The following is a 26,397-nucleotide window of genomic DNA, read 5'->3' as shown; positions in this document are numbered from 1 at the left end:
AGTCCAGTCAGAGGAGCCAAATTTTGAAAAGCCTGCTTTCGAGCAGGCTTTTTGCTTTTCGATGTTAGCCATAACCGGGCCCGTATCTAACTTCCCTTAAATCTGATAACTACATCAGGGCTGAATTTTTGCGATAATTCTTTTTATCGTATTTCTGAACTCATCCAGATTGATGTGATCAATATTTTCCCCTACCACAATCGTCTCTGAAATATCTGCCATAGCAGGCCAGCGTGTTTTATAATCGGCATATACTGCGATGACAGGAACATTATAAGAACTTGTCATATGTAAAACAGAAGTATCAGGTGTTATTGCGAGAAAAGCATCTTTTATGACGGCGGCAGAACGTGGTATTGAAGGTGACAATGATAAATGATAGACATTGTCAAAACACTGCGTTAGTTCTATTGCTTTTTCAGTACCATTCGGGCCATGAACAATGACAATTGGCATATTTATTTCATTTTTAATTATAGCTATTAGTTTTTGAGCTATTGAGCCTGAAAAAGTTCGCTCCTGAACACTACCATCAAGATTAAGAGCAATATATGCGCCCAATGAGGTAAGTTCATAACGTACCTCGTTTATTACCTCTTTGTTGATCGGCAGTTCAAATAAGGGGCGGACAGGCGGGAAACCAGCCTCTCGCATCATGAATGCCCATGTCATTGGTACTGGCGCCCGAAGAGACTGGTCCATTTTCGACGCCGATTTACATAAGGAGGAATAACATTTCATTGTTAAACCCACCACTTGTAAATTGGTTTTGGCTTTTAAATAACTTATGAACAGCATTGTCTTCAGGTTTTTCTTGCGCATAGCTTCAATGCAGAGATCCGGTGTACCGTATTGATCTCTTATACTTTGCGCCAGACTTTTTATTTCTCTAAAGCTGGCATGATCCTGCATTGTCATACTGACTAATGTTAATTTAGTCTCTTTAAGACAAAGCGAATCAAAAACAGATTTATTAATTGTGGATGCGACAATTAATAAATGTTTTATTTTATGTGATTCCAGCGATCTAATTATGGGGTAAATGGCCATTGCATCACCAATTTGGTCGGGGATGTGAATGACCACAAATTCAGTATTTGCAATATTGATATTTGCACATGAATAATCATAATAGCTGAATGCAATGCGTCTAAAAATTGACACTAACGACATTTCCAACCTCGCTTCCCTACTGGTTAAAACGTGATGGAGTTTATCAGAGATAGTCGTTTTCTAAAATCGCTAAATAGCGAGATAATACATAATTTATTTCTATTATTAATTTTTAATTATTCAATTACATTATGTTTGTATCGCAAAAATACTTGTATTGCATAGCTTCAATGTACATTTCAATCTGAAGTCGATGCAAAGTGAAGGTAAGAGAAGAGATAAAACGTCAGCAATCAGAGTGATCATCTAAGTGGGGGAAATACCCCCACTTTTTTATTATACCGTAAGTGATGTCCGATTAACCCTGGTATGCAGCCAGCATTTCCTGTGCTGCGAGTTTACCCAGCGCATTCGCTGCAAAAGGACTGTCGCCGGTGAGAAGTTTACGATCCTTATGTACCCGGCCGGTAATATCATCATTGATGATATTCATTCCCATTTTCTTCAGTTCTTCACCAAAGTACCAGGTCAGATGGCCAGGCATATAGCCAATATCTGGCGTTTGTTTGTCTGCGGCGTCAGGGAACGCACAAATGGAATAACCGTTCAGCGGGTTATCACCATGACGAAGTGCCAGAAACGCAGCCGGACCATGGCAGAGAGAGATAACAAAACGGTCATTTTCAACTGCCCATTGTAGAGCGGTTGCAACTTCTTTGCTTTCCGGTAAGCCAATGAGAGCGCCATGACCACCGGGAACAAAAATTGCTGCGTACTCGCTGTCTGCGTTTAAGTTGGCGACAATATCCGCTAATTTCTTCGGATTGCGGAACAAAGATTTGTGTTGCTCAAAGAATGGCATCACTTTTTCATCTTTGTGCGGCATAGCCCAGTATTCAAACTTCGTCATCAGGCCGGAGATGGTCGCAACTTCGAACTCGAAACCTGCTGCATACAGGTGATACAGCGGCAGCAACGTTTCAATCGGATGGTTGCCCGTTGAGAACAGTTTACCGTTATCGGTCGGCAGATAACGTTCGTCAGCGGCGATCACCAGAATTTTGTGCTTGCCGCTATACGGTTTTGGATAGTCCACTCCATCAAGATCAGATACCGGGCTGGTATACTGACTAAGCGAAAATTCTGAAGGGAAGAACGCATTATCTTCAGCAATATCGATCTGCGGATTCTTACTTGTTTGAACAGTCATAGTGTATTCCTTATTGTAACTTAGGTAGGTTAGTCACTATATTCGCGACTGAGCTGGGTGCTATATTTAACCAGGAGAGTAAAATGAGTCAATATACCGAAAGCGGTAGGAGAGTATGTTAAATATGGTTGGGTAAATACACAGCTATTATCGAATAGTGATCTCACTGATTCCACCTTATTTGCAATAAAAACTCAAAGCGTAGCAATATATTGTAGTCCATTTTTCAGAAAAGATGAGATTGCATATCCTCGTTACAGAGGGGGAGTGCAAAATTCGTAAATGAGATTTTTAGCAAAAAAATAATGATTAAACTGCCCTGTAAGGCCGTGAATCGCGAAAAAATGATGATCCAGATTAAGGTTTAACTGATGGCAGATATGATTAATTACATGGCATCAGATGTGCTAATTACAGGAGCTGCCTGGAGTTGCTCTGCCAGGAGTGACCAAGGCGCAGCTGATTTAATGTGCCCAATGATGCTGTATTTATGGCGTAAGTATAAAATTTAACAGATAAATTAATTATAACGTAAATTCTTTTTATATTCAGATGTTTTCAGGGATTTTCTATGTACCGAAATATTGTTATTCCGGTGAATGTCTTTTCCCGGGATGATAGAGAGCAAGCGTTTTGTCATGCGCAATTTTTCGCCAACGTTTCATCAGGGCATGTTCATTTGCTTGGCTTTATACCGGAGTATGTAAGGATACTGGAGCGGGGATATGTTTCTGACATGCATCGTTTGGAATATGTGCTACGTGATCAGGCTTTGCGCCGTTTAGCTACACTGGCAGAACAGTTGGTTTTGCCTGAAGGGTTTATCCATACCTATGTTTATCTTGGGACTCTTCCGGAAGGGGTGAAGGAACTGGCTGAACAGCAACTGGAAGATGTTATTGTGCTGGGAGCTACTCAGGAATTGGGTTTTGTCGATATGCTACGGCAGTTTAGCGTGCCGCTGTTGCTGATTTAATGACGATAAAAAAGCCTGAGTTCGATGAGGGACGAACTCAGGCGGGTATTAGGTTTTACAGTAACACGCCGAGGCGCGTTGGCTGATTAGAACTGGTAGACGATACCAAATGCGAGTTGGTCGTCGGTGTTCAGTCCATGAGCGAGAACATAATCACTCTTATCAAGCAGGTTGATCTGATAAGCGGTATATACGTTCATGTTCTTATTGAAGTAATACCAGGTACCGATTTCAATATAGTTCAGACGATCAGAATCTTTGTAACCTGCTACGTCCAGTGCTTTAGAATAGGAGTAACCGATGGATGGACGCAGACCGAAGTCGAACTGATATTGCAGAACAGCTTCGAAGTTTTGTGTTTTGTTCACAACATCACCGTCGTCGGAATTCATGTTGTGAGATTCACCGTACATCACAGCAGCATAGACGTTGTTGGCGTCATATTTTGTTGACAGTGCCCAAACTTCAGCTCTTTCGCCTTTACCATCACCAGACTGGTAATCAGTACGATCAGAGTTTGCATAAGCTCCCGCAAATGCAAAACCGTCAATGCTATAAGTAACAGATAAACCATGACCATCGCCATTAGCTTCGTAGTTGCCGGAACCTTCATTTTTACCCTGATATTGCAGAGCAAAGTTCAGACCATCAACCATGCCGAAAAAGTCAGTGTTACGATAAGTTGCGACACCGTTGGTACGGTTAGTCATAAACAAGTCTGTTCCTGCCCATGAATCACCGCCCCACTCAACGAACATATCAGTAAATGCTTCAGCATCGTAAGCAACGCCGAGGTTACGTCCATAGTCGAATGAACCAAAATCTTTGTAGTTCAAACCAGCATAAGCCAGACGTGTTTGGTCAGGATTTTGTCTGTTTGATGCTTCCAGGTCTACTTCAAACTGACCATAGCCAGTCAGTTCAGAGTTGATCTGAGTTTCACCTTTCACGCCGAAACGAGCATAAGAGGTATCTTGAGAGTTGTCGTCTTTTTCACCATTTTCACGGTCGGTCAGAATGCGTTCACCAACCATCTTGCCGTAGAAATCAACTTTATTGCCATTTTTATTATAAATTTCAGCCGCATTTGCTGCGCCAGCAACTAATAACGCCGGGACCAGCATTGCCAGAACTTTTCTTTTCATTATGTATTCCCTTGTGATTATAATCTTCATGAATATAAAAATAAGTGCCGTTATCCAAAAAAAGCACATTTGGATACTATTCTATGAAGTTCATTTTATTTTAAGAAATACATGTAACAAGTGTATTTAAAAGATTTCAAAATGTTTCTAATCTATTTAATATAATTCACGATTATGAGTTAAAACCACAAATATTCATGGTATTTATGGTTTTATATCAAATATTTATTGGTTTTGGATAAGAATGGATTGCGTCAATGATTGTTTCGCTAAAAATCGTGTGTGATCTTGCGCACATTATAAAACGACATAAAAAAAGCCGGCATCATGCCGGCTCAAAAATATAAACAAGACGATAAAAGGCTAATAACGGAGTTATCATGACACAGAAAACAAAAAAGGTATAATTGTATTCCTCGCTGATATATTGAATTAGTGAATTAATAAAACTACGATCAAAGTTAAATAAAATTTTTAATAGCTGTTTTTCCAGTAATTATTGCCATTGAACAAAAATCATCTATTTGTTCAAAAAATGAATGAGACTTGACTGGCTCAACCGATGTGGAAAAATGTGACTTTCATCACATAATAGGATCAGGTCTTAATTTTCCGGGTTATCTCAAAATGGAGCATGGTTCGACAACAATGGAAGAAAGACTCTCTCGCAGCCCTGGCGGCAAACTGGCTTTGTGGGCTTTCTATACATGGTGTGGCTATTTTGTCTGGGTGATGGCGCGTTACATCTGGGTAATGAGTCGGATCCCCGATGCCCCCGTGTCAGGATTTGAAAGTGATTTAGGTTCAACTGCGGGAAAGTGGTTAGGTGCGTTAGTGGGATTTTTATTTATGGCTATGGTCGGGGCATTGTTAGGTGGTATTGCCTGGTACACCCGACCACGGCCTGCGCGAAGCAGACGCTATGAGTAAAAACTGCTAAGGTTGCGCCCCTTGGGCAGCGGAGCGCGTATGAACTTACAACACTGGCAGGCACAATTTGAACGTTGGTTGAAAAACCATCATACACACCAGGACGCGGCTCATGACCTGTGTCATTTTCGTCGCGTCTGGGCGACAGCGCAGAAACTGGCGGCAGATGAAGACGTCGATATGCTGGTCATTTTAACCGCCTGTTATTTTCATGATGTCGTGAGTCTGGCGAAAAATCATCCGCAACGGCAGCGTTCCTCTTTACTGGCGGCAGAAGAAACGCGTCGCATTTTAAGTGCGGAATTTGCTGATTTTCCGTCAGAGAAAATAGACGCCATTTGCCATGCCATCGCGGCACACAGTTTCAGTGCGCAAATTACGCCTTTAACGGTGGAAGCCAAAATCGTGCAGGATGCAGACAGGCTGGAAGCATTAGGTGCGATAGGTCTGGCGCGCGTGTTTGCTGTTTCAGGTTCATTGGGGATGGCGCTATTTGACGGTGAAGATCCGTTCGCGCAACGTCGCCCACTCGATGATAAACGCTACGCGCTGGATCATTTCCAGACGAAGTTGCTGAAACTACCGCAAACTATGCAAACGGCAAAAGGTAAACTGCTGGCACAACATAACGCCCGTTTTCTGGTGGAGTTTATGGCTAAGCTCAGTGCCGAACTGGCGGGCGAGAATGAAGGTGTGGATCATACGGTGATTGATGCGTTTTCGCCGGTTGACTGACCGCGTAGCCCTAAACAGAAGTAATTATGTTAACCTGTCGGCCATCTCAGATGGCCGGTTAAATCTATGCAGGAAAATATATCAGTAACCGATTCATACAGCACCGGGAATGCCGCACAGGCAATGCTGGAGAAACTGCTGCAAATTTATGATGTAAAAACGCTGGTAGCGCAACTTAATAGCGTGGGAGAAAACCACTGGAGTCCGGCGATTTTAAAACGTGCGCTGGCTAACGACTCGGTGTGGCACCGCTTAAGCGAAAAAGAGTTCGCCCATTTGCAAACGTTGTTACCCAAACCGCCAGCACATCATCCGCATTATACGTTTCGCTTTATCGATCTCTTTGCCGGTATTGGAGGCATCCGTCGCGGTTTTGAATCGATTGGCGGTCAGTGTGTATTTACCAGCGAGTGGAATAAACATGCGGTGCGCACCTACAAAGCTAACCATTATTGCGACCCGGCGACGCATCACTTTAATGAAGATATCCGCGACATCACTCTGAGCCATAAAGAGGGTGTGAGCGATGAAGTGGCGGCAGAACATATTCGTCAGCACATTCCTGAACATGATGTTTTATTGGCCGGTTTTCCTTGCCAGCCGTTTTCACTGGCTGGCGTATCGAAAAAGAACTCACTTGGTCGTGCGCACGGTTTCGCTTGCGATACCCAGGGCACGCTGTTCTTTGATGTAGTGCGTATCATCAATGCCCGTCGTCCGGCGATTTTTGTTCTCGAAAACGTCAAAAACCTGAAAAGCCACGACCAGGGCAAAACATTCCGTATCATCATGCAGACGCTGGATGAACTGGGCTATGACGTGGCCGATGCCGAAGATAATGGCCCGGACGATCCGAAAATCATCGACGGCAAACATTTTCTGCCGCAGCACCGAGAGCGCATCGTGCTGGTGGGCTTTCGTCGCGATCTGAATTTGAAAACAGATTTCACCTTGCGGGATATTAGTGACTGCTATCCGGCACAACGTATTACGCTGGCGCAGTTACTGGACCCGGTTGTCGAAGCAAAATATATCCTGACGCCGGTGCTGTGGAAGTACCTCTATCGCTATGCGAAAAAACATCAGGCGCGCGGTAACGGCTTTGGTTACGGAATGGTTTATCCGGACAACCCGCAGAGTGTTACGCGTACGCTTTCTGCCCGTTATTACAAAGATGGTGCGGAAATTTTAATCGATCGCGGCTGGGATATGGCGACAGGTGAGAAAGACTTTGACGATCCGCAGAATCAGCAACATCGTCCACGTCGGTTAACGCCTCGAGAATGCGCACGCTTGATGGGCTTTGAAGCACCCCATGAAGCAAAATTTCGTATTCCGGTTTCTGACACTCAGGCCTATCGCCAGTTCGGCAACTCGGTGGTAGTACCGGTATTTGCTGCAGTGGCAAAATTGCTTGAGCCAAAAATCAAACAGGCGGTGGCGTTGCGTCAGCAAGAGGTACAACATGGCCGACGTTCACGATAAGGCCACGCGTAGCAAAAATATGCGCGCGATTGCCACGCGCGATACGGCAATCGAGAAACGTCTCGCCAGCTTATTAACCGGGCAGGGGCTGGCGTTTCGTGTTCAGGATGCCAGCCTGCCCGGACGCCCGGATTTTGTCCTCGATGAGTATCGCTGTGTAATATTTACACATGGCTGTTTCTGGCATCATCATCACTGTTATCTGTTTAAAGTGCCTGCTACACGCACTGAGTTCTGGCTGGAGAAGATTGGCAAAAATGTAACGCGTGACAAGCGGGACATTAGCCGCTTACAGGAATCAGGTTGGCGTGTATTGATTGTCTGGGAGTGTGCGTTACGCGGACGGGAGAAATTGACCGATGCGGCGCTTGCCGAGCGTCTGGAAGAGTGGATCTGCGGCGAGGGCGCCAGCGCGCAGATCGACACTCTGGGGATTCATTTACTCGCGTGATCCATCCTGAATGACTGGCGCGACAATCGGTTTTGCCGGGAAGAGATATTTTCCCAACGTGACCAGCACCACTGCGAAGACAATCACGCCCAGCGCCAGCCATTCAATCTTCGACAACGTTTCGCCGCCCAGCCCCGTACCCAGCAAGACCGCGACTACGGGGTTAACGTATGCATAGCTGGTGGCGAGAGCCGGGCTGACATTGCGGATTAAATACATATAAGCATTGATGGCGATGATCGAACCAAACAGCGCCAGATAGCCGACCGCAAGGAAGCCCGAAAGGGAAGGGAGTGCCGTCAGTTTTTCACCCGCAATCATCGACGCGATCATTAACACCACGCCTGCCGCCAGCATCTCAATGGCGCCCGCCATCATTCCTACTGGTAGGGTAATGCGCGAGCCATAAACCGAACCAAACGCCCAACTCACAGAACCGATCAAAATCAGAATCGCGCCCCACGGATTGCCGCTTAAATTACCGCCGCTATTGAGCATGATGATTCCGGCAAGCCCAATGGCGATACCCACCCATTCCAGCTTGCGCGTTTTAATGCCAAACAGGCGACTGAAACAGAGAGTAAAGAGAGGTACTGTTGCCACCACCACGGCGGCAATGCCGGAAGGAACATTTTGATGTTCAGCCACCGTTACCATACCGTTACCGACAGCAAGCAGTAATAAACCAATCAACGCGGCATTAAGCAGGGGACGCAGTGGCGGCAATTTGTGCCCACGCAGCAGTAAAAAGGCCATTAATAAAATACCGGCAGCCAGAAACCGCACGCCTGCCATCATTAACGGTGGCCAGCTTTCAACCCCAATCCGAATGACAAAATAGGTTGAACCCCAAATGATATACAACGCAAACAGCGCGCCAAAAAGCGGTAACAACTGGCGGAAACGCATAATCCCTCACGATGGAAATAAAAAGGCGGTTCATAGTAAACGTGAAAATCATTTCGCTGGCGAGAGATATAATTGTGTTTGATTGTTAAAAAAATGTTGACCTGTGAAGCAAGTATCAGCCGGGCCGATTTTGCTTCATACTTAGCGCGTCAACGATAAAAATGAGAGGGAATGCTTTTGGCCGGGAGTAGTTTACTGACATTGCTCGATGATATCGCCACTTTGCTGGACGATATCTCCGTGATGGGCAAGCTGGCGGCGAAGAAAACCGCTGGTGTATTAGGGGATGACTTGTCGCTCAATGCGCAGCAAGTTTCAGGTGTGCGTGCCAATCGGGAGTTGCCCGTGGTCTGGGGCGTGGCGAAGGGATCGCTTATCAACAAAGTGATTCTGGTGCCGCTGGCGCTGATCATCAGTGCTTTTATCCCGTGGGCGATTACGCCACTGTTGATGATTGGTGGCGCATTTCTCTGCTTTGAAGGGGTAGAGAAGGTGCTGCATATGCTGGAGGCGCGTAAGCACAAAGATGATCCGGCGCAAAGTCAGCAGCGTCTGGAGGCACTGGCGGCGCAAGATCCACTGAAGTTTGAAAAGGACAAAATAAAAGGGGCGATTCGAACCGATTTTATTTTGTCTGCGGAAATCGTTGCCATCACGCTGGGGATTGTGGCGGAAGCGCCGTTGCTTAATCAGGTGCTGGTACTTTCAGGGATCGCACTGGTCGTGACCGTGGGTGTTTATGGTCTGGTGGGTATCATCGTTAAGATTGATGATTTGGGTTACTGGCTGGTGGAAAAATCCAGTACGGTTATGCAAGCGACAGGCAAGGGGTTGTTGATTATTGCCCCCTGGCTGATGAAAGCGTTATCGATAGTCGGTACGTTGGCGATGTTCCTGGTCGGCGGCGGTATTGTGATACATGGCATCGCGCCGCTGCATCATGCGATTGAACATTTCGCCGGGCAGCAGAGTGCGCTGGTCGCAATGATATTACCGACTGTTTTAAATCTGATTCTTGGTTTTATCATCGGTGGTATCGTCGTGTTGGGAGTGAAAACGATAGCGAAATTGCGCGGTCAGGCACATTAATATTCTCATTGGCTATTATGCAAAATTCGCCATTCTCGACTAAGGTGAACAAGTTTCACTCGAAAAAAGGAGGCGAGTATGAGCTTTGTGGTTAGTGAGGAAGTGACGGTCAAAGAGGGCGGCCCGAAGATGATTGTTACTGGGTATTCCAGCGGCATGGTTGAGTGTCGGTGGTATGACGGTTACGGTGTCAAACAGGAAGCCTTTCATGAAACTGAGCTTGTTCCGGGGGAGAGGCGTCGTTCGCCGGAAGAAGCCTGAAAGCGTATAATTAACACCAAGCCGGATAAGGCATTCATGCCGCATCCGGCTGTTGTGCCAATGTCTGCATCGAATGCCTGATGCGTCTTATCATGGCAACATTATAAAATTATTGCTGTTTGGCGGTACGTTATCGCCAGGTTATGCCAGAATCATAAGAAAGCAGGTTGGGAGTCGTCAGGGTGCAGCACGAGACAGAAATGGAAAACCAGAGCTGGCTGAAAAAACTCGCGCGCCGCCTGGGGCCTGGTCATGTCGTTAATCTCTGCTTTATTGTGGTGTTGATCTTCTCAACGTTACTTACATGGCGTGAAGTGGTGGTTCTGGAAGATGCCTATATTTCAAGCCAGCGTAACCATCTGGAAAATGTTGCCAACGCGCTTGATAAACAACTGCAATATAACGTTGATAAATTATTGTTTTTACGTAACGGGATGCGTGAAGCCCTCGTTGCGCCGCTCGATTTCACTTCTCTGCGCAATGCCGTTACCGAGTTCGAACAACGTCGCGATGAACATGCCTGGCAGATAGAACTCAACAGACGGCGCACCTTGCCAGTAAACGGTGTCTCGGATGCGTTAGTCAGTGAGGGGAGTCTGCTTTCCCGCGAAAATGAATCCCTGGATAATGAAATTACCGCCGCGCTGGAAGTTGGTTACTTACTGCGCCTGGCGCACAACTCCTCATCAATGGTTGAACAAGCGATGTATGTCTCGCGCGCCGGATTTTACGTTTCGACGCAGCCGACGCTATTTATGCGTAATGTGCCTGGGCGTTACTACGAATTTGTCACCCAACCCTGGTTTATCGGTCATTCACAACGAGAAAACCGTCAACGTGCGGTGCGTTGGTTTACCTCTCAGCATGAGCATAACAATGCTACTGAACCACAGGTCACTGTAAGCGTGCCGGTCGATAATAATAATTACTGGTATGGCGTATTGGGGATGAGTATTCCCGTGCGTTCAATGCAGCAATTTTTACAAAATGCTATCGATAAAAATCTCGATGGCGAATATCAACTCTATGACAGCAAACTGAAATTATTGACCTCATCTAACCCGGACCATCCTGGCGAAGATCTCTTTGATCCTCGTGAACTGGCATCACTTGCGCAGGACATTGAACACGATACGCGCGGTGGTATTCGGATGAACAGCCGCTATGTTAGCTGGGAACGGCTGGATCATTTCGATGGCGTATTAGTGCGTATCCATACGCTTAGTGAAGGTGTACGTGGTGATTTTGGCAGCATAAGTATTGCATTAACCCTGCTGTGGGCGCTCTTCACCACCATGCTACTTATCTCCTGGTATGTGATTCGCCAGATGGTAAGCAATATGTTTGTCCTGCAAAGTTCGCTGCAATGGCAAGCGTGGCACGACACCTTAACCCGCATGTATAACCGTGGTGCACTGTTCGAAAAAGCGCGTCCGCTTGCTAAATTGTGCCAGACACATAAACATCCTTTTTCTGTCATTCAGGTCGACCTTGACCATTTTAAAGCGATTAATGACCGCTTTGGTCACCAGGCAGGCGATCGTGTGTTGTCACATGCCGCTGGATTAATTAGCCGTTCATTGCGAGCCCAGGATGTTGCCGGACGAGTTGGCGGCGAGGAGTTTTGTGTGATTCTGCCTGGCGCTAACCTGGAGCAGGCAAAAGAAGTTGCCGAACGCATTCGTCTGAAGCTGAATGAAAAAGAGATGTTGATTGCCAAAAGCAAAACCATCCGCATTAGTGCTTCGTTGGGGGTGAGCAGCAGCGAGGAAACCGGCGATTATGATTTTGAACAATTACAGTCGCTTGCCGATCGTCGGCTTTATCTCGCTAAACAGGCAGGGCGTAATCGGGTCTTTGCGAGCGATAACGCTTAACGAGCGGTGAAAAAGTGATCCAGTCCTTCGCGCCAGCCTTCCGGTCCTTCTCGCTGCGTTCGCCAGACCCTGGCAGGCTCCTCATTTTGCAGATGAACACCTTCCCGGTTTAGCCCTTTCACAATGACTGCGTAATCCATCACCTCCAGTAAGGGGGCATCATTTGGACCATCGCCTAAGCCGATCGTCGTCGGACGTTCTCCCCCTGATTGTTGATATATTGCGATGATCCAGTTAGCTGCCTGATCTTTTCCGGCAGAGGCATCCAGTACATGCCAGAAGCGAGCGCCTTGTACAAACTGTAACCCCAGCTCGTTCAGGCGGGCGGTAAATTGCGCCATCCGCTCGTCACTGTCGCGCCAGATGAGCGTGACTGAGGCTTCATGCAACTGCGTCAGCGCCGCCTGGCTGCGGCTTAATCCCGTCCATTCCGCAATGGTTGTATCATCGACATCATCAAAGGTGGTGAATTTGAAATGTTCTTTCTCGCGCAGCGTATTCAACACCAGACTGATTTCACTATGGGCAATGCCCGAGATGATCCGGGGAAAACCGTCGATATCTTGCCATTGATGATCCAGTTGGATCACCGCGCCGTTTTCGGCAATCATCGGCAACCCTTGTAGCCCCACGTTTTTTTGCAGGTACAGCATTTCCGCTGACGTTTTACTGCTACAGAGAATCACAGGCACACCTGCTTCCCGTAAACGGTTTAACCAGGGAGCGGCAGGCTGCCAGTCATAACTATGACTATCTAACAGGGTGCCATCGAGATCGGTGAAAATCAGCAGTGGTTGTTGAATTGAAAGCATGGTAGCGCATACTCCCTTTACCTGGATGTTTCTCAAAATAGCACGATTTGTATTTGATCATTTTTCGGGAGCGATCCCGCTCGTAGCAGAGCTCGTAAGGGGTGACGGAAGTCACAGTTCCATTCATTAATGACATTAATCATTCGCGCAAAGAATATTTCCTTGTCAGCGAAAAAAATTGCAGATAAGGTGATGAACACATCAGATTTCCTGGTGTAACGAATTTTTTAAGTGCTTCTTGCTTAAGCAAGTTTGATCCCGACCCCCACAAGGGTCGGGATTTTTTTATGTTGCATTTAGCGGTTCACTTCCGAGACGCTAAAGTCATGGATGTCCAGCTCAAAGGCATCCGCTAATTCACGCCATGTATGATATTCACGCCCATCAACGCTGACGTGCTCAGAATCGCTCTGGCTGCGATGAACTTCGCTTTCGCTAATTTCATTGATCGCCGCCAGCAGGGCATCGACATCGACGCTGACCTCTCGTTTTGCGGTATCGCTGTACTCTTTTGCGGTCTTCATCATCTTTCCTCGCAACCGTTACTCATTTGTTGCTGCCGACCGTTATGTCAGCCTGGCATCTCTTAAGTATAGACCGTCGAGAAAATCAGCACTCGCGTGCGCCCGGCGCTGCCAGAAAAACGAAATTGTTCTACACTGGCACAAAGCCACAGGAGGAAAACGATGAAGGTGAATGATCGGGTAACAGTCAAAACGGATGGCGGTCCGCGTCGTCCTGGCGTGGTACTGGCAGTTGAGGAGTTTAGTGAAGGCACAATGTACCTGGTTTCGCTGGAAGACTACCCGCTCGGCATCTGGTTCTTTAATGAGGCAGGGCATCAGGACGGTATCTTTGTGGAGAAAGCAGAGTAATTTTATTCAGTCTGACTGGTGGGAAACCACCAGTCAGAATGTTTTAGCGCATGTTGACAAAAATACCATTAGTCACATTATCCGTCAGTCGGACGACATGATAGATAACCTGTTTATTATGCGTTTTGATCTTACGTTTAATATTGCCTTTATGCGATGAAACGGTCTTGGCTTTGATATTCATTTGGTCGGAGATTTGAATGGTTCCCTGACCTGCCATCCACATTCGCAACATACTCGATTCGGTTCGACTCAATGATAATGTCGGCATATTTAAAACAGTGGCCATCGTTGTCTCTTTTTTCAGAATATCGCCAAGGATATCATCGAGAGATTCCGGTTTAATCGATTTGGAACTGATCAATAAATTTTTTCTGACCAACAGATATTCATCAAAATGAACGTTGGCAATCGCCATAAAAACGATAAATAACGTATTGGGATGTTGATTAATGATGTGCTTGATGCGTTGACTGTTAGAAGTATCGTGGATAAAACAGTCCTCATTAATAAACACCACTGAAGGGCGCTGTGAATCACAAGCAATGGCAAGGTCATCAACGGTTTCGATGTCGTTGATTTCTCTTTTTTTAACCCCTCTACTCAACAGATACCCGGTTAAACCTAGTCGGGTGTAACTACATAAATCCATAATAATCGTTGACATGGCATACCCTCACTCAATGCGTAACGATAATTCCCCTTACCTGAATATTTCATCATGACTAAACGGAACAACATGGGTCACCTAATGCGCCACTCTCGCGATTTTTCAGGCGGACTTACTATCCCGTAAAGTGTTGTATAATTTGCCTGGAATTGTCTTAAAGTAAAGTAAATGTTGCGATATGTGAGTGAGCTTAAAACAAATATTTCGCCACAGGAGTATCCTGGAAGATGTTGTCTGATTTTATTTTTCAGATAATCCTTAGGATAACACGATAAACATTACGGAATCATATTGCTGGAAATTCGCTAATAATGTCCGCCAGTAAATTAAAAATTTCACTAAATAAATGTTCGCAAAATGGAGCAATTAACGGCATTAATGCTGCCATTAATGAAATGCCGACCGTCAGCGTTAATGGAAAACCGATAACGAAAATTGATAATTGCGGAGCCATACGATTAAGCAATCCCAGCGCCAGATTCAGCGTCAGCAGCAGGGTAATAAGCGGTAATGCCAGCATAAATCCGTTGAGAAAAATCAAACTTCCCGCTTTGGTGAGTGCCAGAAAAGCATTGCTGTTAAGCGGTTCGCCACCAATCGGCAGGGTGTGAAAGGTATCGACCAGCAGCGAAATCAACCATAAATGACCGTTAAATGTCAGGAACAGCAGTAACGCCAGCATATCCATGATGCGCGCTAAGACGGGCATATTGAGATGGCTACCAGGATCCACAAACGTCGCAAATGACAGCCCCATTTGCAGACCGATAATTTCGCCTGCGGTTCGTACAGCGGCAAAGGCAAATTGCATGGTAAAGCCAAGCGCAATGCCAATCAGGATCTGCTGCATTGCCAGCCACAGGGCATTAAACGAAAAAATGGAAACATCGTTGGCAGGTAATGCCGGAGCTATGGCGAACGTGATCATCATTGCGAGACCCAGTTTCACCCGTTTCGGCACGCTGCGTTCGCTCAAAATGGGCGCGGTAGAAATGAGCGCCAGCACGCGCAGTAATGGCCAGAAATACAGGCTTAACCAGGAAAGCCATTGATCGCTTGTCACCTGCAACATAGTACGGGTTACCCGATGATATACGGCAGGTTAGTGAACAAGGTGCGGACGTAATCCAGCAACAGGTTGAGCATCCACGGTCCGGCAATAATAATGGCGATAAATACGGCGATAATTTTCGGAATAAACGACAGCGTCATTTCGTTAATCTGCGTGGCAGCCTGCAAAATGCTGATGATAAGGCCAGTGACCAGCGCCACCAGCAGCAGCGGGGCAGCCAGCGCCAGCGCGACTTTCATCGCTTCTGTCCCCATCATCATGACCGATTCGGGTGTCATTTTGCCTCTCTAGCTGTAAAAGCTCTGCGCCAGCGAACCGACAAGCAATTGCCAGCCATCCACCAGCACAAACAGCATCAGTTTAAAGGGCAGAGCAATGGTGGCGGGTGGAACCATCATCATCCCCAACGCCATCAAAACGCTGGCAATCACCAGATCGATAATCAAAAAAGGAATGAAAATCGTGAAGCCTATCTGGAATGCGGTTTTTAACTCGCTGGTCACGTAGGCCGGGAGCAAAATGCGCATCGGCACAGCCTCCGGTCCCTGCAACGGGCCAGTATTCGCCAGTCTGGCAAACAACCCTAAATCCGCCTCGCGGGTCTGACGCAGCATAAATTCACGCAGCGGCTGCGCCCCTTTTTCCAGCGCCTCCTGCATGGAGATTTTCTCTTCGCTGAATGGCTGGTATGCATCGACATAAATTTTGTCGATCACCGGAGACATAATAAAAAAGGTCAAAAACAGCGCCAGCCCCAGCAATACCTGGTTGGGCGGCGCGGAGGGCGTTCCCAGCGCGTTACGTAATAAACCAAAAACAATGATGATGCGGGTGAAGCTGGTCATCATCAGTAAAATCGCCGGAATAAACGTCAATGAGGTGATGAACACCAGCGTCTGCACCGGGAGCGACCAGCTTTGTCCACCGCCAGGTAGCGGCTGGCTGGTGATACCAGGCAGTTGCGCGAACGCGAGGGGCGTAACCAGCCAGAGAAGAACCGGCGCGACAGACAACAAACGACGCATCAGGATCTCCCGCTACGCTTGAGCAAGTTTTTCATGACCGACTGAAAATCGGCCTGTGGTATCTCTTCTGTGGGTGCTGAAGGGGGAAGTTTATGCAGCAAATTGATTTGCCCTGCGGTAACGCCGAGCACCAGCCGCGCATCGTCCACATCGACCACCACGACCCGTTCACGCGCGCCCAGCGAGGCGCTGGCACTAATTTTCAGACCGTTAATGCCAGTGCGTTTAGGGGCAAATCCCAGCCGTTTTACCAGCCAGGCAGCAGCGAGGATCAGGACAATAATGGCAATCAGTGCGCCACTCACCTGAAGGAGCGGCGCGGTGGAAACTGGCGCAGAAGATTGCACAGTGGCGTGGTTATTCATCACTAACGGCTCAGGCGGCGCATTCGCTCAGACGGGGTAATGATATCGGTGATCCGCACGCCGTATTTATCGGCAACGACCACCACTTCGCCCTGGGCGATTAAATAGCCGTTGATCAGAATATCCAGCGGTTCGCCCGCCAGACCGTCCAGCGCCACGACTGACCCTTGCGTCAGACGCAACAGCTCTTTGATGGTCATACGTGTGCGACCCAGCTCGACGGTCAGCTTAACCGGAATATCCATAATCAGGTCGATATCCTGCAATGTTCCACTGACGTCGCCGCCGCCAAGCTGCTGGAACACGGCTTCAGTCGCGCTTTTGCCGCTTGTTGATTTTTGTTCGCTCAACGCTTCAGCCCACAGATCGTCCATTGCGCCGTTGTTGTCATCGGCCGGATTATTCAAGTCACTCATTTGGGCTGTTCCTCGTTCAGAGAATTCAAAATCGGGTTAATCAAATGTTCTATCCGTAACGCATATTGACCGTTGATGGTGCCGTACTGGCTGGTCAGTACCGGAACGCCGTCAACATGGGCGATGATGCGATCGGGTTTTTCTATCGGCAGGACATCGCCGGGTTTCAGTTTCAAAATCTGCGACAGGCGCAGCGATATATCGGCAAAGTTGGCGACCAGTTCCAGCTGTGAGTGCTGCACCTGACGCACCAGGTTATCGCGCCAGTTCTGATCTTCATTACGCGAGTTTTCCAGCGGTGGGTTAACCAACAATTCCCGTAGCGGCTCGATCATGCTGAATGGCAGGCAGATATTAAATTCGCCGGTCAGGTTGCCAATTTCGACATGAAAAGGCGTGTTAACCACAATGTCGTTCGGCGAGGTGGTGATATTGGTAAATTTCACCTGCATTTCGGAACGCACGTACTCTACTTCCAGCGGATTAATCGCCTTCCAGGCGTCGCTATAGCCTTCAAGTGCCAGCTTCAACATGCGATTAATGACGCGCTGTTCGGTATGCGTAAACTCGCGACCTTCTACTTTGGTCGGGAAGCGACCATCTCCGCCAAACAGGTTATCCACGGCGATAAACACCAGACTTGGCGAGAACACCACCAGCCCGGTGCCGCGCAGCGGTTTCAGATGGATAAGGTTCAGGTTGGTCGGCACCGGCAGGTTGCGGGCAAATTCATGGTACGGCTGAATGCGGATGGCCCCGACGGTTATATCCGGGCTACGACGCAGCAGGTTGAACAGCCCCATACGAAAATGGCGGGCAAAGCGCTCATTAATGATTTCCAGCGCCTGCAAACGTTCGCGCACAACCCGTCGTTGGGTATTCGGATCGTACGGACGAATGTCACTTTCGCCGCTAACACTGGCTGTCGGTTCGTCTTTGACTTCGCTGTCACCATTCAACAGCGCATCAATTTCAGCTTGAGAAAGAATACTATCGCCCATGTCGTTATCGCAGAATAAAAGCGGTATACAGCACGTCGGTGACATCCTGTTTCGGTTGCCCGGCAACGAGCGGGGTGGAGAGTGTGGCTTTAATTGCGGCAATCAGCTTTTGCTTGCCTTCTTCAGTTGCCAGCACGGCGGCATCCTGGCGCGAAAACAGTAACAGCAAGCGACTGCGGACTTCCGGTAAATACTCGCTCAGGCGCGAACGGGTGGCTTCATCTTTCAGTCGCAGTGTTATGCCGATATAAAGCACGCGATCCGCTTCGCCCAGATTGACCGTAAAAGTGTCCAGTGCATAGAAGACAGGTGAGAGTACGACGTGTTGCTGTGCTTTGTCGTCAGTAGCAGCCTGACGCGAATGCCAGTAGCTGTAACCCGCGCTGGCGCAGGCCGCGAGAGTAATGAATACCAGGATCGGGAGCCAAAGCGATCGCTTGCTTTTCTTGCTTATCGCGTAATCAGTCATGTGTTGCGGTCTTCCTGTGTCGCTACTGCTTATCGGCTAATTATCCTGTGTCTTAAGCGCGGCAAAGCGTGGAAAAGACGTGGATTACGGTGCCACCTCTGACGTTAGGCGAAAATATCTACGCCGCTATTACCTGTTGCACGCCCTTGTAAAGAGGCGGGAACCGGCAGTGCATCGTCATTTTCGACAGCCAGGTGTTCATGGCTTGTTGTGCGCGGACTTTGCTGTTGCTGGGACGCGGCCTGCTGCTGACCGTTAAAACTCTCGCCGCTGATATTGCTCTGTCCTAACTGAATACCGCTTTCTGCCAGTTGTGTGCGCAGTGCTGGCAGAGCCGCCTCCAGTGCCGCGCGAACGTGCTGATGCGGCGAAACCATCTGGATTTGCGCCTGGTTGTCATCCACCTTAAGGGAGATTTGCACCTCGCCTAAATCCTGCGGATGCAAACGCAGCTCGGCATTTTGTTGTCCCTGGCGGGTAAACAGCGAAATATGCTGGCTTAATGATTGTTGCCATTCGTGAGAACCCAGCGGTGCACTCAAAACAGGCGCTGCGACGGTGGGCAGTGGCTGCGTCTGGTGCGAAGTGATTAGCGGACTGGCGGCAGCGGTCACCGGCGATGGCGTGCTGATGACTTCCGCTTTACTCTGGGCTTCAGCAATCAGCGGTGTTAATGGCTGAGTTGGAGCGCCAGGGGCGTCGTCAGTCTGTGCTGTGGTGAGTTGCGCAGAAGTCAGTTTTGTGAAGAGCGTTGGCTTCTCTGTCGGTAACACGGTTGACGGCGTATTAGTCACTTTGGGTGTATTGTCAAAACCCGGTAACATCGCGAAAAGGGCGCTCAGGCTTGCGGTGACGTCTTCATTAAGATCATCCGCTTTTTCGTCTTTTACTGCGTTTTTGTCTGACACCGCTGCCAGCGTCATCGCCTGAGCGGCGGTTAACGGTGTTGATGTGGCGTGTTCGTCATTAACGACTGGCGGTGTATCATCCACAGGGAGCAGTAAATCCGCTTGTTGCGCATCGGAAAGAATATCACTCACCAGCGGTTCGCCTTTTGTGGCAGGTTTATTTGTTGCCACCAGCAATTGGATCGCAGCTTTGTCGGTTGTTATATCGTCTGCTAATGCCCCGCTCAACAATGCGAGAAAATCTTGAGCGACATCACTGGCTTTGCCGCCGGGCAATGCGGAGGTGTCAACGTCAGCGGTAATCAAGGGCGCTAAGCGAATCATTCTGGTTTCCTCATGGCGGCGCGCTGGGCGAACTCATCCATCTTTTTCTGATCGAGGCGGTTTTCTGCCAGTAGCGCCGCCGTGGATTGCCGTTCCTGTAGTGTCTGCCAGGCCTGCAAACGTTGTTTTTTCTCCCGCCAGTTATTCAGGGCAACATCAACTTTTTGTGTCCACTGCGTGAGTTGCTGGTGATGCTGGGTAATGGCTTTTTCCAGCGTCTGAATAAACTGCTGATAGTTGATCCAGCGGTTGCTGGTCATCCCGGCACTCATATCGCTATTCAGGTTGTTTCGATATTCATTCTGATAATCGATCAGCATTTTGAGTTGTTCTTCTGCCTGCTGACATCCGCGACGCATTTCACCCAACAGACGTGCGGCGTTATCCACCTCTTTTTCTGCCAGATCTTTCAGGGTCGCCAGTGCGCCATGTTCTGCCATCTGCTGTTATCTCCTGCGTAGTCACACTGTCGGAAAAATACGTTCCAGCCCCTGAAGAGAGTCTTCCCAGTCCGCGCGTTCAAAAATACCTTGTTGCAAATAGCCCTCCAACTGCGGCCATAGGGCGATGGCTTTATCGAGCATTGGATCGCTGCCTTTGGCGTAAGCGCCGACACTGACCAGATCGCGATTACGCTGAAAGCTCGACAACAACTGTTTGAATGTGCGCACTCGCGCATAATGTTGCTCGCTGATTAACGCCGTCATTGCACGGCTGATCGACGCTTCAATATCGATAGCTGGATAGTGCCCGGCTTCCGCCAGTCGGCGAGACAGCACAATGTGACCGTCGAGGATTGCCCGCGCGGAGTCAGCAATCGGATCCTGCTGGTCATCGCCTTCGGTGAGCACGGTATAAAACGCGGTAATCGAGCCGCCGCCGCTGATGCCGTTTCCGGCACGCTCGACCAGCGCCGGTAATTTGGCGAACACCGACGGTGGATAACCTTTGGTGGCTGGCGGTTCGCCAATCGCCAGCGCAATCTCACGCTGAGCCATCGCGTAGCGGGTGAGGGAGTCCATAATCAGCAACACATGCTGACCACGATCGCGAAAATCCTCGGCAATGCGCGTGGCATAGGCGGCACCCTGCATTCGCAGAAGTGGGGAAACATCTGCCGGTGCGGCAATCACCACTGAGCGTGCACGTCCTTCAGCACCGAGGATATTCTCAATAAAATCTTTTACTTCGCGCCCACGCTCGCCAATCAAACCCACGACAATCACATCGGCGCGGGTGTAACGTGCCATCATTCCCAGCAGCACACTTTTACCGACGCCGGAACCGGCAAACAGCCCCATACGCTGCCCGCGCCCGACGGTAAGCAGGGCATTGATAGGACGCACGCCCGTGTCCAGCACATGTTCAATCGGTGTGCGCTGTAACGGGTTAAACGGCGGGGTAATCAGCGCACCGGTTTCAGTCGTATCGGGGGAGGGGAGGCCATCGAGCGGTTTACCGCTGCCGTCCAGAACGCGACCTAATAACGCCGAACCGAGCGGCAACTGTTTGCCGCTTTGCAGGCCATCGCCGGAGATATTTTTGGCATAAACGCGTGCGCCGGGCAGGACACCTTCCACTTCCTCCAGTGGCATTAAAAACAGTCGTTGACCATTAAAGCCAACCACTTCGCTTTCTACTTCGTGAGTTTCAGTGCCGTTCTGGCGTTCAATCACACAGGTTGCGCCGAGCGGCAATTGCAATCCGGTAGCTTCCAGCACCAGCCCGGTGGCGCGGGTTAATCGCCCGTAGCGACGCACCGCAGGCAACTGCGCCATTTTGGCTTCAAAGTTGTCCAGTGTGGTTAGCCAGCGTGTCAGGCGCGTGGTCATTACACTACTCCCGGCGCTGCCAGACGGCAGAGTTCTTGCCAGCGAGTGGCGACACTGGCGTCGAGATCGCCTTCATCGGCGGAGACTTTGCAGCCGCCGGGATGGAGTGTCGGATCGCCCCGCAAGCGCCAGCCATGCAAACCTAAGGTTGCGCCGAGCATTTCATCGATGCGCTGCAGATCGTCCGGGTGTACGCGCAGCTGCGGTTTGCCTCTAAATAACGGTTCTTGCTGTAACAACTGCTGGATCTGCTTAATCAACGCCGCATTATCCACCGTTGGCGTCTGACCGATCACCTGACGCGCCGCCTCCAGCGCCATCTGCATCAGGCGCGAAGCAATCACACTATCAAGCGCATCAAGCGTGGTTTGAAATTCGCTGACCAGTTGCTGCATCCGGGCATGAATCGGCGCTTGCTGGGATTTTGCTTGCGCCAGTCCTTGTTCCAGCCCCTGAGCGATTCCTTCCTGATAGCCTTGTTCGTGGCCTTGCTGGCGACCTTCGGTAATTCCCGCCTGATAACCTTGCTCATGGGCCTGCATTTGCAGTTGCGCCAGTTGTTGCTCAAGGTTGGGTTCGGCCTCTTCAGGAATGCTCTCTTCTGGCTCGACCATGGGTACAAACACCGTCTGCGGCGGCGCAAGATCGTCCGGTGTCCAGGTTTTCCACGGCAGATTATCAGACATAGGTATCCTCGCCGCTGCCAATTACCATCTCGCCAGTTTCGGCAAGGCGGCGCACAATCAGCAGAATCGCTTTCTGTTCGTTCTCGACCTGCGACAGACGCACCGGACCACGATTGGCGAGATCGTCGCGCAGTATATCGGCGGCACGCTGCGACATATTGCGCAGGAATTTCTCGCGCAGTGGCTGCTCGGCACCTTTCAGGGCGATCAGCAGCGATTCTGAATCCACTTCCTGCAACAGGCGCTGGATGCTGCGATCATCGACATCCACCAGATTTTCGAACAGGAACATCTCGTCGATGATCTTCTGCGCCAGCTCACCGTCAAATTCACGCACGGCGGTAATAACCGCTTCTTCCTGCTGGGTTTTCATCAGGTTGATAATCTCTGCTGCCGTTCTCACGCCGCCCATTTTGCTGCGTTTGAGATTCTGACCGTCGAGAAGGCCATTGAGTACTTCGGTCAGTTCCGCCAGCGCGGCAGGCTGTACGCCGCCAAAGGTCGCAATACGCAACATCACGTCGTGGCGCAGACGTTCATCGAACAACGCCAGAATATCAGCGGCCTGGGCGCGCTTCAGATGCACCAGAATGGTGGCGATAATCTGCGGATGCTCATCGCGGATCAGATCGGCGGCGCTCTGCGGTTCCATAAAGTTGAGTGTCTCAATACCACTGGCGGTATCGCGGGTTTCGAGGATATCTTCCAGCAGGCTGGCGGCGCGCTCTTCGCCGAGGGCCTTGACCAGCACCGAACGTAGGTAATCGTTGGCGTTGATATTCAGCGCCGCAAACTGTTCAGCTTCTTGCTCAAACTCCGCCAGCACATCCGTTAACTGCTTATTGGAGATCTGCGTGACGTTTGCCATCGCCGCACTCAGGGTTTGCACTTCGCGCTGGGAGAGGTGTTTGAATACCTCAGCCGCCCGGTCTTCGCCAATGGTCATTAGCAGGATGACGCTCTTTTCGGTGCCTGTCAGGTTACTCATGATCGTTGTTTATCCACTGGCGAATGACCAGCGCCACCACGCGCGGATCGTTATCAGACATGTCACGGATACGCTGGCTCATTACTTCAGCTCCCAGACGTTGGTTAGTGCGGCGTTGCTGTAGTTGTTCGTCTTTGCTCAGGCGGACTTCTACCGCATCTTCCTCTTCCGCGCGGCTCTGTGCCTGTTGCTGTACAGCTTTCATCGTCTCGGCGCGACGTGTTAGCTGTGGGCGTACCGCTTTACGCCACAGCAGCCACGCCACCAGCAGCACCAGCAACCAGCGCCCGGCAGCCAGCAACTGATCGATAAATGCCTGCTGTTGCCAGAATGGTAGTTCTCCACCGCTTTCGTCAGTGCTATTGAATGGCGAGTTGACGACATTGAGCGAGTCGCCGCGTTTTTCCGAAAAGCCCATCGCTTCGCGGGTCAGATCTTCAATCTGCTTCATCTGTTCGGTGCTGAGAGGCAACGGTTTGCCATCTGGCAACGTTTTGTAATTCACCACTACCGCAACGGATAAGCGTTGCACATCGCCCACGTTCATCTTGGTATGACGAATGGTGCGATCGACTTCGTAGTTACTGGTTTCATTACGCTGCGTGCTACGCGGTCCACTATTGCTGGTGGTGCTCGCCTGCTGCTGGCGATTATTTTGATTTGCCGGAGGCGTACTGATTGGTGCGTTATTCGCAGGCGCTGGCTGATTCGACAACGCACCCGGTACGCCGCCCGGATAACCGGAACCGCTTTGCTCGCTCTCATTAAGCTGGCGTGAGCGGAGCGCCGCCTGTGATTCGTTGCCGTTAGGGCGATACTGTTCTTCTGTTTGCTCTTTACTGGCGAAGTCCAGTTGTGCCGTTACCTGGGCGTGAATATTGCCGTTGCCGACAATAGGCGACAGGATCGCTTCAATACGCCGCTGAATGCGTCCTTCGACATCGCTGGCATATTTCAACTGGACGTCATTAAGGTCACGCCCGCTGGTGTTGGATTGGGTTAACAGATGTCCGCCCTGATCCACCAGCGTGACATTTCCTGGTGGTAGACCGGCAACCGCGCTGGAAACCAGATGTACAATGGCGCTAATTTGCCCTTCATCCAGCGCGCGGCCTGGCAACAAATTTACCGTCACTGATGCCGAAGGAGATTTTTGTTCACGAACAAATAAAGAGGGTTTTGGCATCGCCAGATGCACGCGCGCCCCTTTTACCGGGCCAATAGTTTCGATGGTACGGGAAAGCTCGCCTTCCAGCGCCCGCTGATAATTCACCTGTTCACTGAACTGGCTGATGCCAAATTTTTCCTGATCGAGCAGTTCAAATCCAACTGCACCGCCTTTAGGTAAGCCTTGCTGCGCCAGACGCAGACGCAGCTCGTGAACTTTATCGGCCGGAACTTCAATCGCGCCGCTGGCTTCGCTGAAGCGGTAAGGAATATTCATTTGCGTCAGTTGGCTGACGATTGCGCCACCATCCTGATCGGAAAGATTGCTGAATAACGTGCGGTAATCAGGGGCTTTTGCCCACAGAATTAACGCGACTATCACTGCCACCGCAGCGGAACCAGCAACAATCAGGGGAATTCTCGGATTCGCGCGCAGGCGATTGAGCCACTCAAGAGATTTTGTCTGGGCTGCGGTCGTATTCATCGCGCACCTCGCGGCAGATGATAGACGGCGGTATTGGCAAAGTGGAACAAGACGCACTCCCGGGTCAGCACACTCGAAAAATTAACGGCCTCATTATTTGTGGTTTTATTTTTTTCTATGCGCCAATTAACCCGTTTTTTTATCGTTATTTAACGCCTTTATCTTATTGACTTGCTGATAGGCTCTGCTACCAGAAACTATTTGGGAGATGAGTATGTCAGCCATACAAGGGATCGAAGGGGTTATCAGCCAGTTACAGGCCACGGCAATGAGTGCGCGTGTCCAGCAGCCACTGTCGCAACCCACAATCAGTTTTGCCGGACAGCTTCATGCCGCGCTCGATCGCATAAGCGATACGCAAACCGCCGCGCGCACGCAGGCAGAAAAATTCACCCTCGGCGAACCCGGCGTGGCGCTAAACGATGTGATGGCCGATATGCAAAAAGCGTCGGTTTCGATGCAAATGGGGATTCAGGTGCGTAATAAGCTGGTGGCAGCGTACCAGGAAGTGATGTCCATGCAGGTGTAGGTTTTAACTTGTTGACTGTGCTTGTTTAATGACATCCGATCCCACAGCGTGGGGCATGGATGGGGCAAACGCACCCAATTTCTGATACCTGCTCCTGATTGTTTTCTGCCATCCACAACGCTTTGCACTGGATACAATCCAGACTCTCTTTTCCCGTGCTGCCGATCTTTTGTATTCCGCGTTTGAATGCGTGAAGGCAAAGTTCGTAAGTTAGCGATGGATTAGATAGTGAAAAGAAACGCGGCTGTCGGATTGGAGCCGCGGGACAAGGCCAAAAATTTTCCAAGAGTTGTTGAATTTCCCAGCTTTTTTGGAAGCGCATGTATCTTACTAATAACTAAAAAAGGTTTAAACCATAAAATTAATCGTATTTTCAGGTAACACTTACCGATATACCCCCACGCTATTCAGACGGTTAAAGCAGCAAGTATTTAACGCGTAAACAGGGCGCGGATTTGTCGCTCGCGCCAGCAGGTGTGATATGGGGGGAAACCGTGTCACAGCCAGCTCCTGTTTGTTACTGACAGTCATTTTCAAGTACAGGAAAGTAATGACGGGGATAGCCCCTGAGGAATCCCCAGAAAACAAGACAG

Annotated in this window: 30 protein-coding genes; 10 read left to right on the top strand and 20 right to left on the bottom strand. The window is 49.5% G+C overall.

What is annotated here, in order from left to right; all coding sequences use genetic code 11:
- Positions 1-114: 114 nt before the first annotated feature.
- Both EQY_RS0108950 and hchA read right to left on the bottom strand, forming a co-directional pair.
- Positions 115-1,173 (bottom strand): glycosyltransferase family 9 protein, encoded by a 1,059-nt coding sequence (locus EQY_RS0108950; RefSeq protein WP_000060696.1) that lies wholly within the window; start codon positions 1,171-1,173, stop codon positions 115-117.
- A gap of 298 nt (positions 1,174-1,471) precedes the next feature.
- Complete coding sequence (gene hchA / locus EQY_RS0108945) at positions 1,472-2,323, bottom strand: glyoxalase III HchA (protein WP_000218185.1); 852 nt, start codon at positions 2,321-2,323, stop codon at positions 1,472-1,474.
- A 571-nt stretch (positions 2,324-2,894) separates the two neighbouring features.
- Between hchA and EQY_RS0108940 the strand changes: the two genes are divergently transcribed.
- Positions 2,895-3,299: a universal stress protein gene (locus EQY_RS0108940; RefSeq protein WP_024212477.1), complete on the top strand. Its 405-nt coding sequence runs from the start codon at positions 2,895-2,897 to the stop codon at positions 3,297-3,299.
- 86 nt (positions 3,300-3,385) lie between these two features.
- On the opposite strand, the gene EQY_RS0108935 is transcribed toward EQY_RS0108940, so the two are convergent.
- Positions 3,386-4,444, bottom strand: a complete 1,059-nt coding sequence (locus EQY_RS0108935; RefSeq protein ID WP_000824379.1) for a porin — start codon at positions 4,442-4,444, stop codon at positions 3,386-3,388.
- Positions 4,445-5,092: 648 nt separating this feature from the next.
- Here EQY_RS0108935 and drpB point away from each other — a divergent pair.
- The 4 genes from drpB to vsr all read left to right on the top strand — a co-directional run bounded on the left by drpB (position 5,093) and on the right by vsr (position 8,045).
- Positions 5,093-5,374: a cell division protein DrpB gene (drpB, locus tag EQY_RS0108925; RefSeq protein WP_016158467.1), complete on the top strand. Its 282-nt coding sequence runs from the start codon at positions 5,093-5,095 to the stop codon at positions 5,372-5,374.
- A gap of 39 nt (positions 5,375-5,413) precedes the next feature.
- Complete coding sequence (locus EQY_RS0108920; RefSeq protein WP_001053189.1) at positions 5,414-6,109, top strand: phosphohydrolase; 696 nt, start codon at positions 5,414-5,416, stop codon at positions 6,107-6,109.
- A 66-nt stretch (positions 6,110-6,175) separates the two neighbouring features.
- Positions 6,176-7,594 (top strand): DNA-cytosine methyltransferase, encoded by a 1,419-nt coding sequence (gene dcm / locus EQY_RS0108915; RefSeq protein ID WP_001157280.1) that lies wholly within the window; start codon positions 6,176-6,178, stop codon positions 7,592-7,594.
- A complete protein-coding gene (gene vsr, locus EQY_RS0108910) occupies positions 7,575-8,045 on the top strand; it encodes a VSPR family DNA mismatch endonuclease (RefSeq protein WP_000785993.1) in 471 nt (156 codons plus the stop codon). Before dcm ends, vsr begins: the two co-directional genes overlap by 20 nt.
- Here the strand turns inward: vsr and yedA are convergent.
- On the bottom strand, positions 8,034-8,954 hold the full coding sequence (gene yedA, locus EQY_RS0108905) for a drug/metabolite exporter YedA (RefSeq protein WP_001212252.1): 921 nt from the start codon (positions 8,952-8,954) through the stop codon (positions 8,034-8,036). The two genes, vsr and yedA, sit on opposite strands and share 12 nt — an antisense overlap.
- Before the next feature lie 171 nt (positions 8,955-9,125).
- Between yedA and EQY_RS0108900 the strand changes: the two genes are divergently transcribed.
- From EQY_RS0108900 to dgcQ, 3 genes are all read left to right on the top strand, one after another.
- Positions 9,126-10,043 carry a DUF808 domain-containing protein gene (locus EQY_RS0108900; protein ID WP_000922671.1) on the top strand — a complete coding sequence of 306 codons (918 nt, stop codon included), beginning with the start codon at positions 9,126-9,128 and terminating at the stop codon, positions 10,041-10,043.
- A gap of 78 nt (positions 10,044-10,121) precedes the next feature.
- A complete protein-coding gene (locus tag EQY_RS0108895) occupies positions 10,122-10,304 on the top strand; it encodes a YodC family protein (RefSeq protein WP_000011630.1) in 183 nt (60 codons plus the stop codon).
- 182 nt (positions 10,305-10,486) lie between these two features.
- Positions 10,487-12,181, top strand: coding sequence for a cellulose biosynthesis regulator diguanylate cyclase DgcQ (dgcQ, locus tag EQY_RS0108890; protein ID WP_077629652.1), 1,695 nt, complete (start codon positions 10,487-10,489; stop codon positions 12,179-12,181).
- On the opposite strand, the gene EQY_RS0108885 is transcribed toward dgcQ, so the two are convergent.
- Together EQY_RS0108885 and yodD are read right to left on the bottom strand one after the other, a co-directional pair.
- Positions 12,178-12,993, bottom strand: coding sequence for a mannosyl-3-phosphoglycerate phosphatase-related protein (locus tag EQY_RS0108885; protein WP_000949101.1), 816 nt, complete (start codon positions 12,991-12,993; stop codon positions 12,178-12,180). The genes dgcQ and EQY_RS0108885 overlap by 4 nt on opposite strands.
- A 296-nt stretch (positions 12,994-13,289) precedes the next feature.
- Positions 13,290-13,517 (bottom strand): peroxide/acid resistance protein YodD, encoded by a 228-nt coding sequence (gene yodD, locus EQY_RS0108880; protein ID WP_010346997.1) that lies wholly within the window; start codon positions 13,515-13,517, stop codon positions 13,290-13,292.
- A gap of 162 nt (positions 13,518-13,679) precedes the next feature.
- On the opposite strand from yodD, the gene dsrB reads away from it, so the two are divergent.
- Complete coding sequence (gene dsrB, locus EQY_RS0108875) at positions 13,680-13,868, top strand: protein DsrB (protein WP_000867217.1); 189 nt, start codon at positions 13,680-13,682, stop codon at positions 13,866-13,868.
- Positions 13,869-13,911: 43 nt separating this feature from the next.
- Here dsrB and rcsA read toward each other — a convergent pair whose 3' ends face one another.
- The 14 genes from rcsA to fliF form a co-directional block, all read right to left on the bottom strand.
- Positions 13,912-14,535 (bottom strand): transcriptional regulator RcsA, encoded by a 624-nt coding sequence (gene rcsA / locus EQY_RS0108870; RefSeq protein ID WP_000104005.1) that lies wholly within the window; start codon positions 14,533-14,535, stop codon positions 13,912-13,914.
- Positions 14,536-14,824: 289 nt separating this feature from the next.
- The gene (gene fliR / locus EQY_RS0108865; RefSeq protein ID WP_000942311.1) at positions 14,825-15,610 is read right to left on the bottom strand and encodes a flagellar biosynthetic protein FliR; all 786 of its coding nucleotides are present in this window, start codon (positions 15,608-15,610) and stop codon (positions 14,825-14,827) included.
- Positions 15,611-15,618: 8 nt separating this feature from the next.
- Positions 15,619-15,888 carry a flagellar biosynthesis protein FliQ gene (gene fliQ / locus EQY_RS0108860; protein ID WP_000187358.1) on the bottom strand — a complete coding sequence of 90 codons (270 nt, stop codon included), beginning with the start codon at positions 15,886-15,888 and terminating at the stop codon, positions 15,619-15,621.
- Between the two features lie 9 nt (positions 15,889-15,897).
- The gene (gene fliP / locus EQY_RS0108855) at positions 15,898-16,635 is read right to left on the bottom strand and encodes a flagellar type III secretion system pore protein FliP (protein ID WP_001253450.1); all 738 of its coding nucleotides are present in this window, start codon (positions 16,633-16,635) and stop codon (positions 15,898-15,900) included.
- Positions 16,635-17,000, bottom strand: a complete 366-nt coding sequence (gene fliO / locus EQY_RS0108850; RefSeq protein WP_010346992.1) for a flagellar biosynthetic protein FliO — start codon at positions 16,998-17,000, stop codon at positions 16,635-16,637. Before fliO ends, fliP begins: the two co-directional genes overlap by 1 nt.
- 2 nt (positions 17,001-17,002) lie before the next feature.
- A complete protein-coding gene (gene fliN / locus EQY_RS0108845; RefSeq protein ID WP_001281690.1) occupies positions 17,003-17,416 on the bottom strand; it encodes a flagellar motor switch protein FliN in 414 nt (137 codons plus the stop codon).
- Complete coding sequence (fliM, locus tag EQY_RS0108840; protein WP_024212474.1) at positions 17,413-18,417, bottom strand: flagellar motor switch protein FliM; 1,005 nt, start codon at positions 18,415-18,417, stop codon at positions 17,413-17,415. The genes fliN and fliM overlap by 4 nt, the downstream gene beginning before the upstream one ends.
- A gap of 4 nt (positions 18,418-18,421) precedes the next feature.
- Positions 18,422-18,886: a flagellar basal body-associated protein FliL gene (gene fliL / locus EQY_RS0108835; RefSeq protein ID WP_000133127.1), complete on the bottom strand. Its 465-nt coding sequence runs from the start codon at positions 18,884-18,886 to the stop codon at positions 18,422-18,424.
- 104 nt (positions 18,887-18,990) lie between these two features.
- Positions 18,991-20,118 carry a flagellar hook-length control protein FliK gene (locus EQY_RS0108830; RefSeq protein ID WP_000620051.1) on the bottom strand — a complete coding sequence of 376 codons (1,128 nt, stop codon included), beginning with the start codon at positions 20,116-20,118 and terminating at the stop codon, positions 18,991-18,993.
- Positions 20,115-20,558, bottom strand: a complete 444-nt coding sequence (fliJ, locus tag EQY_RS0108825; protein ID WP_000807573.1) for a flagellar export protein FliJ — start codon at positions 20,556-20,558, stop codon at positions 20,115-20,117. The genes EQY_RS0108830 and fliJ overlap by 4 nt, the downstream gene beginning before the upstream one ends.
- A gap of 21 nt (positions 20,559-20,579) precedes the next feature.
- Positions 20,580-21,950, bottom strand: a complete 1,371-nt coding sequence (gene fliI / locus EQY_RS0108820; protein ID WP_000213313.1) for a flagellar protein export ATPase FliI — start codon at positions 21,948-21,950, stop codon at positions 20,580-20,582.
- On the bottom strand, positions 21,950-22,636 hold the full coding sequence (fliH, locus tag EQY_RS0108815) for a flagellar assembly protein FliH (RefSeq protein WP_001282719.1): 687 nt from the start codon (positions 22,634-22,636) through the stop codon (positions 21,950-21,952). The genes fliI and fliH overlap by 1 nt, the downstream gene beginning before the upstream one ends.
- Positions 22,629-23,624, bottom strand: a complete 996-nt coding sequence (fliG, locus tag EQY_RS0108810; protein ID WP_000067966.1) for a flagellar motor switch protein FliG — start codon at positions 23,622-23,624, stop codon at positions 22,629-22,631. The genes fliH and fliG overlap by 8 nt, the downstream gene beginning before the upstream one ends.
- A complete protein-coding gene (gene fliF, locus EQY_RS0108805; protein ID WP_001098223.1) occupies positions 23,617-25,275 on the bottom strand; it encodes a flagellar basal-body MS-ring/collar protein FliF in 1,659 nt (552 codons plus the stop codon). Before fliF ends, fliG begins: the two co-directional genes overlap by 8 nt.
- Before the next feature lie 214 nt (positions 25,276-25,489).
- On the opposite strand from fliF, the gene fliE reads away from it, so the two are divergent.
- Entirely contained in the window at positions 25,490-25,804 is a 315-nt protein-coding gene (gene fliE / locus EQY_RS0108800) for a flagellar hook-basal body complex protein FliE (protein ID WP_024165182.1), read from the top strand.
- Positions 25,805-26,397 lie beyond the last annotated feature (593 nt).

The sequence above is a fragment of the Escherichia sp. TW14182 genome (assembly GCF_000208525.1).
GTDB classification, from domain to species: domain Bacteria; phylum Pseudomonadota; class Gammaproteobacteria; order Enterobacterales; family Enterobacteriaceae; genus Escherichia; species Escherichia ruysiae.
The sequence above is the reverse complement of the archived record's forward strand: the minus strand, read 5'-3'. Positions and strand labels throughout refer to the sequence as shown.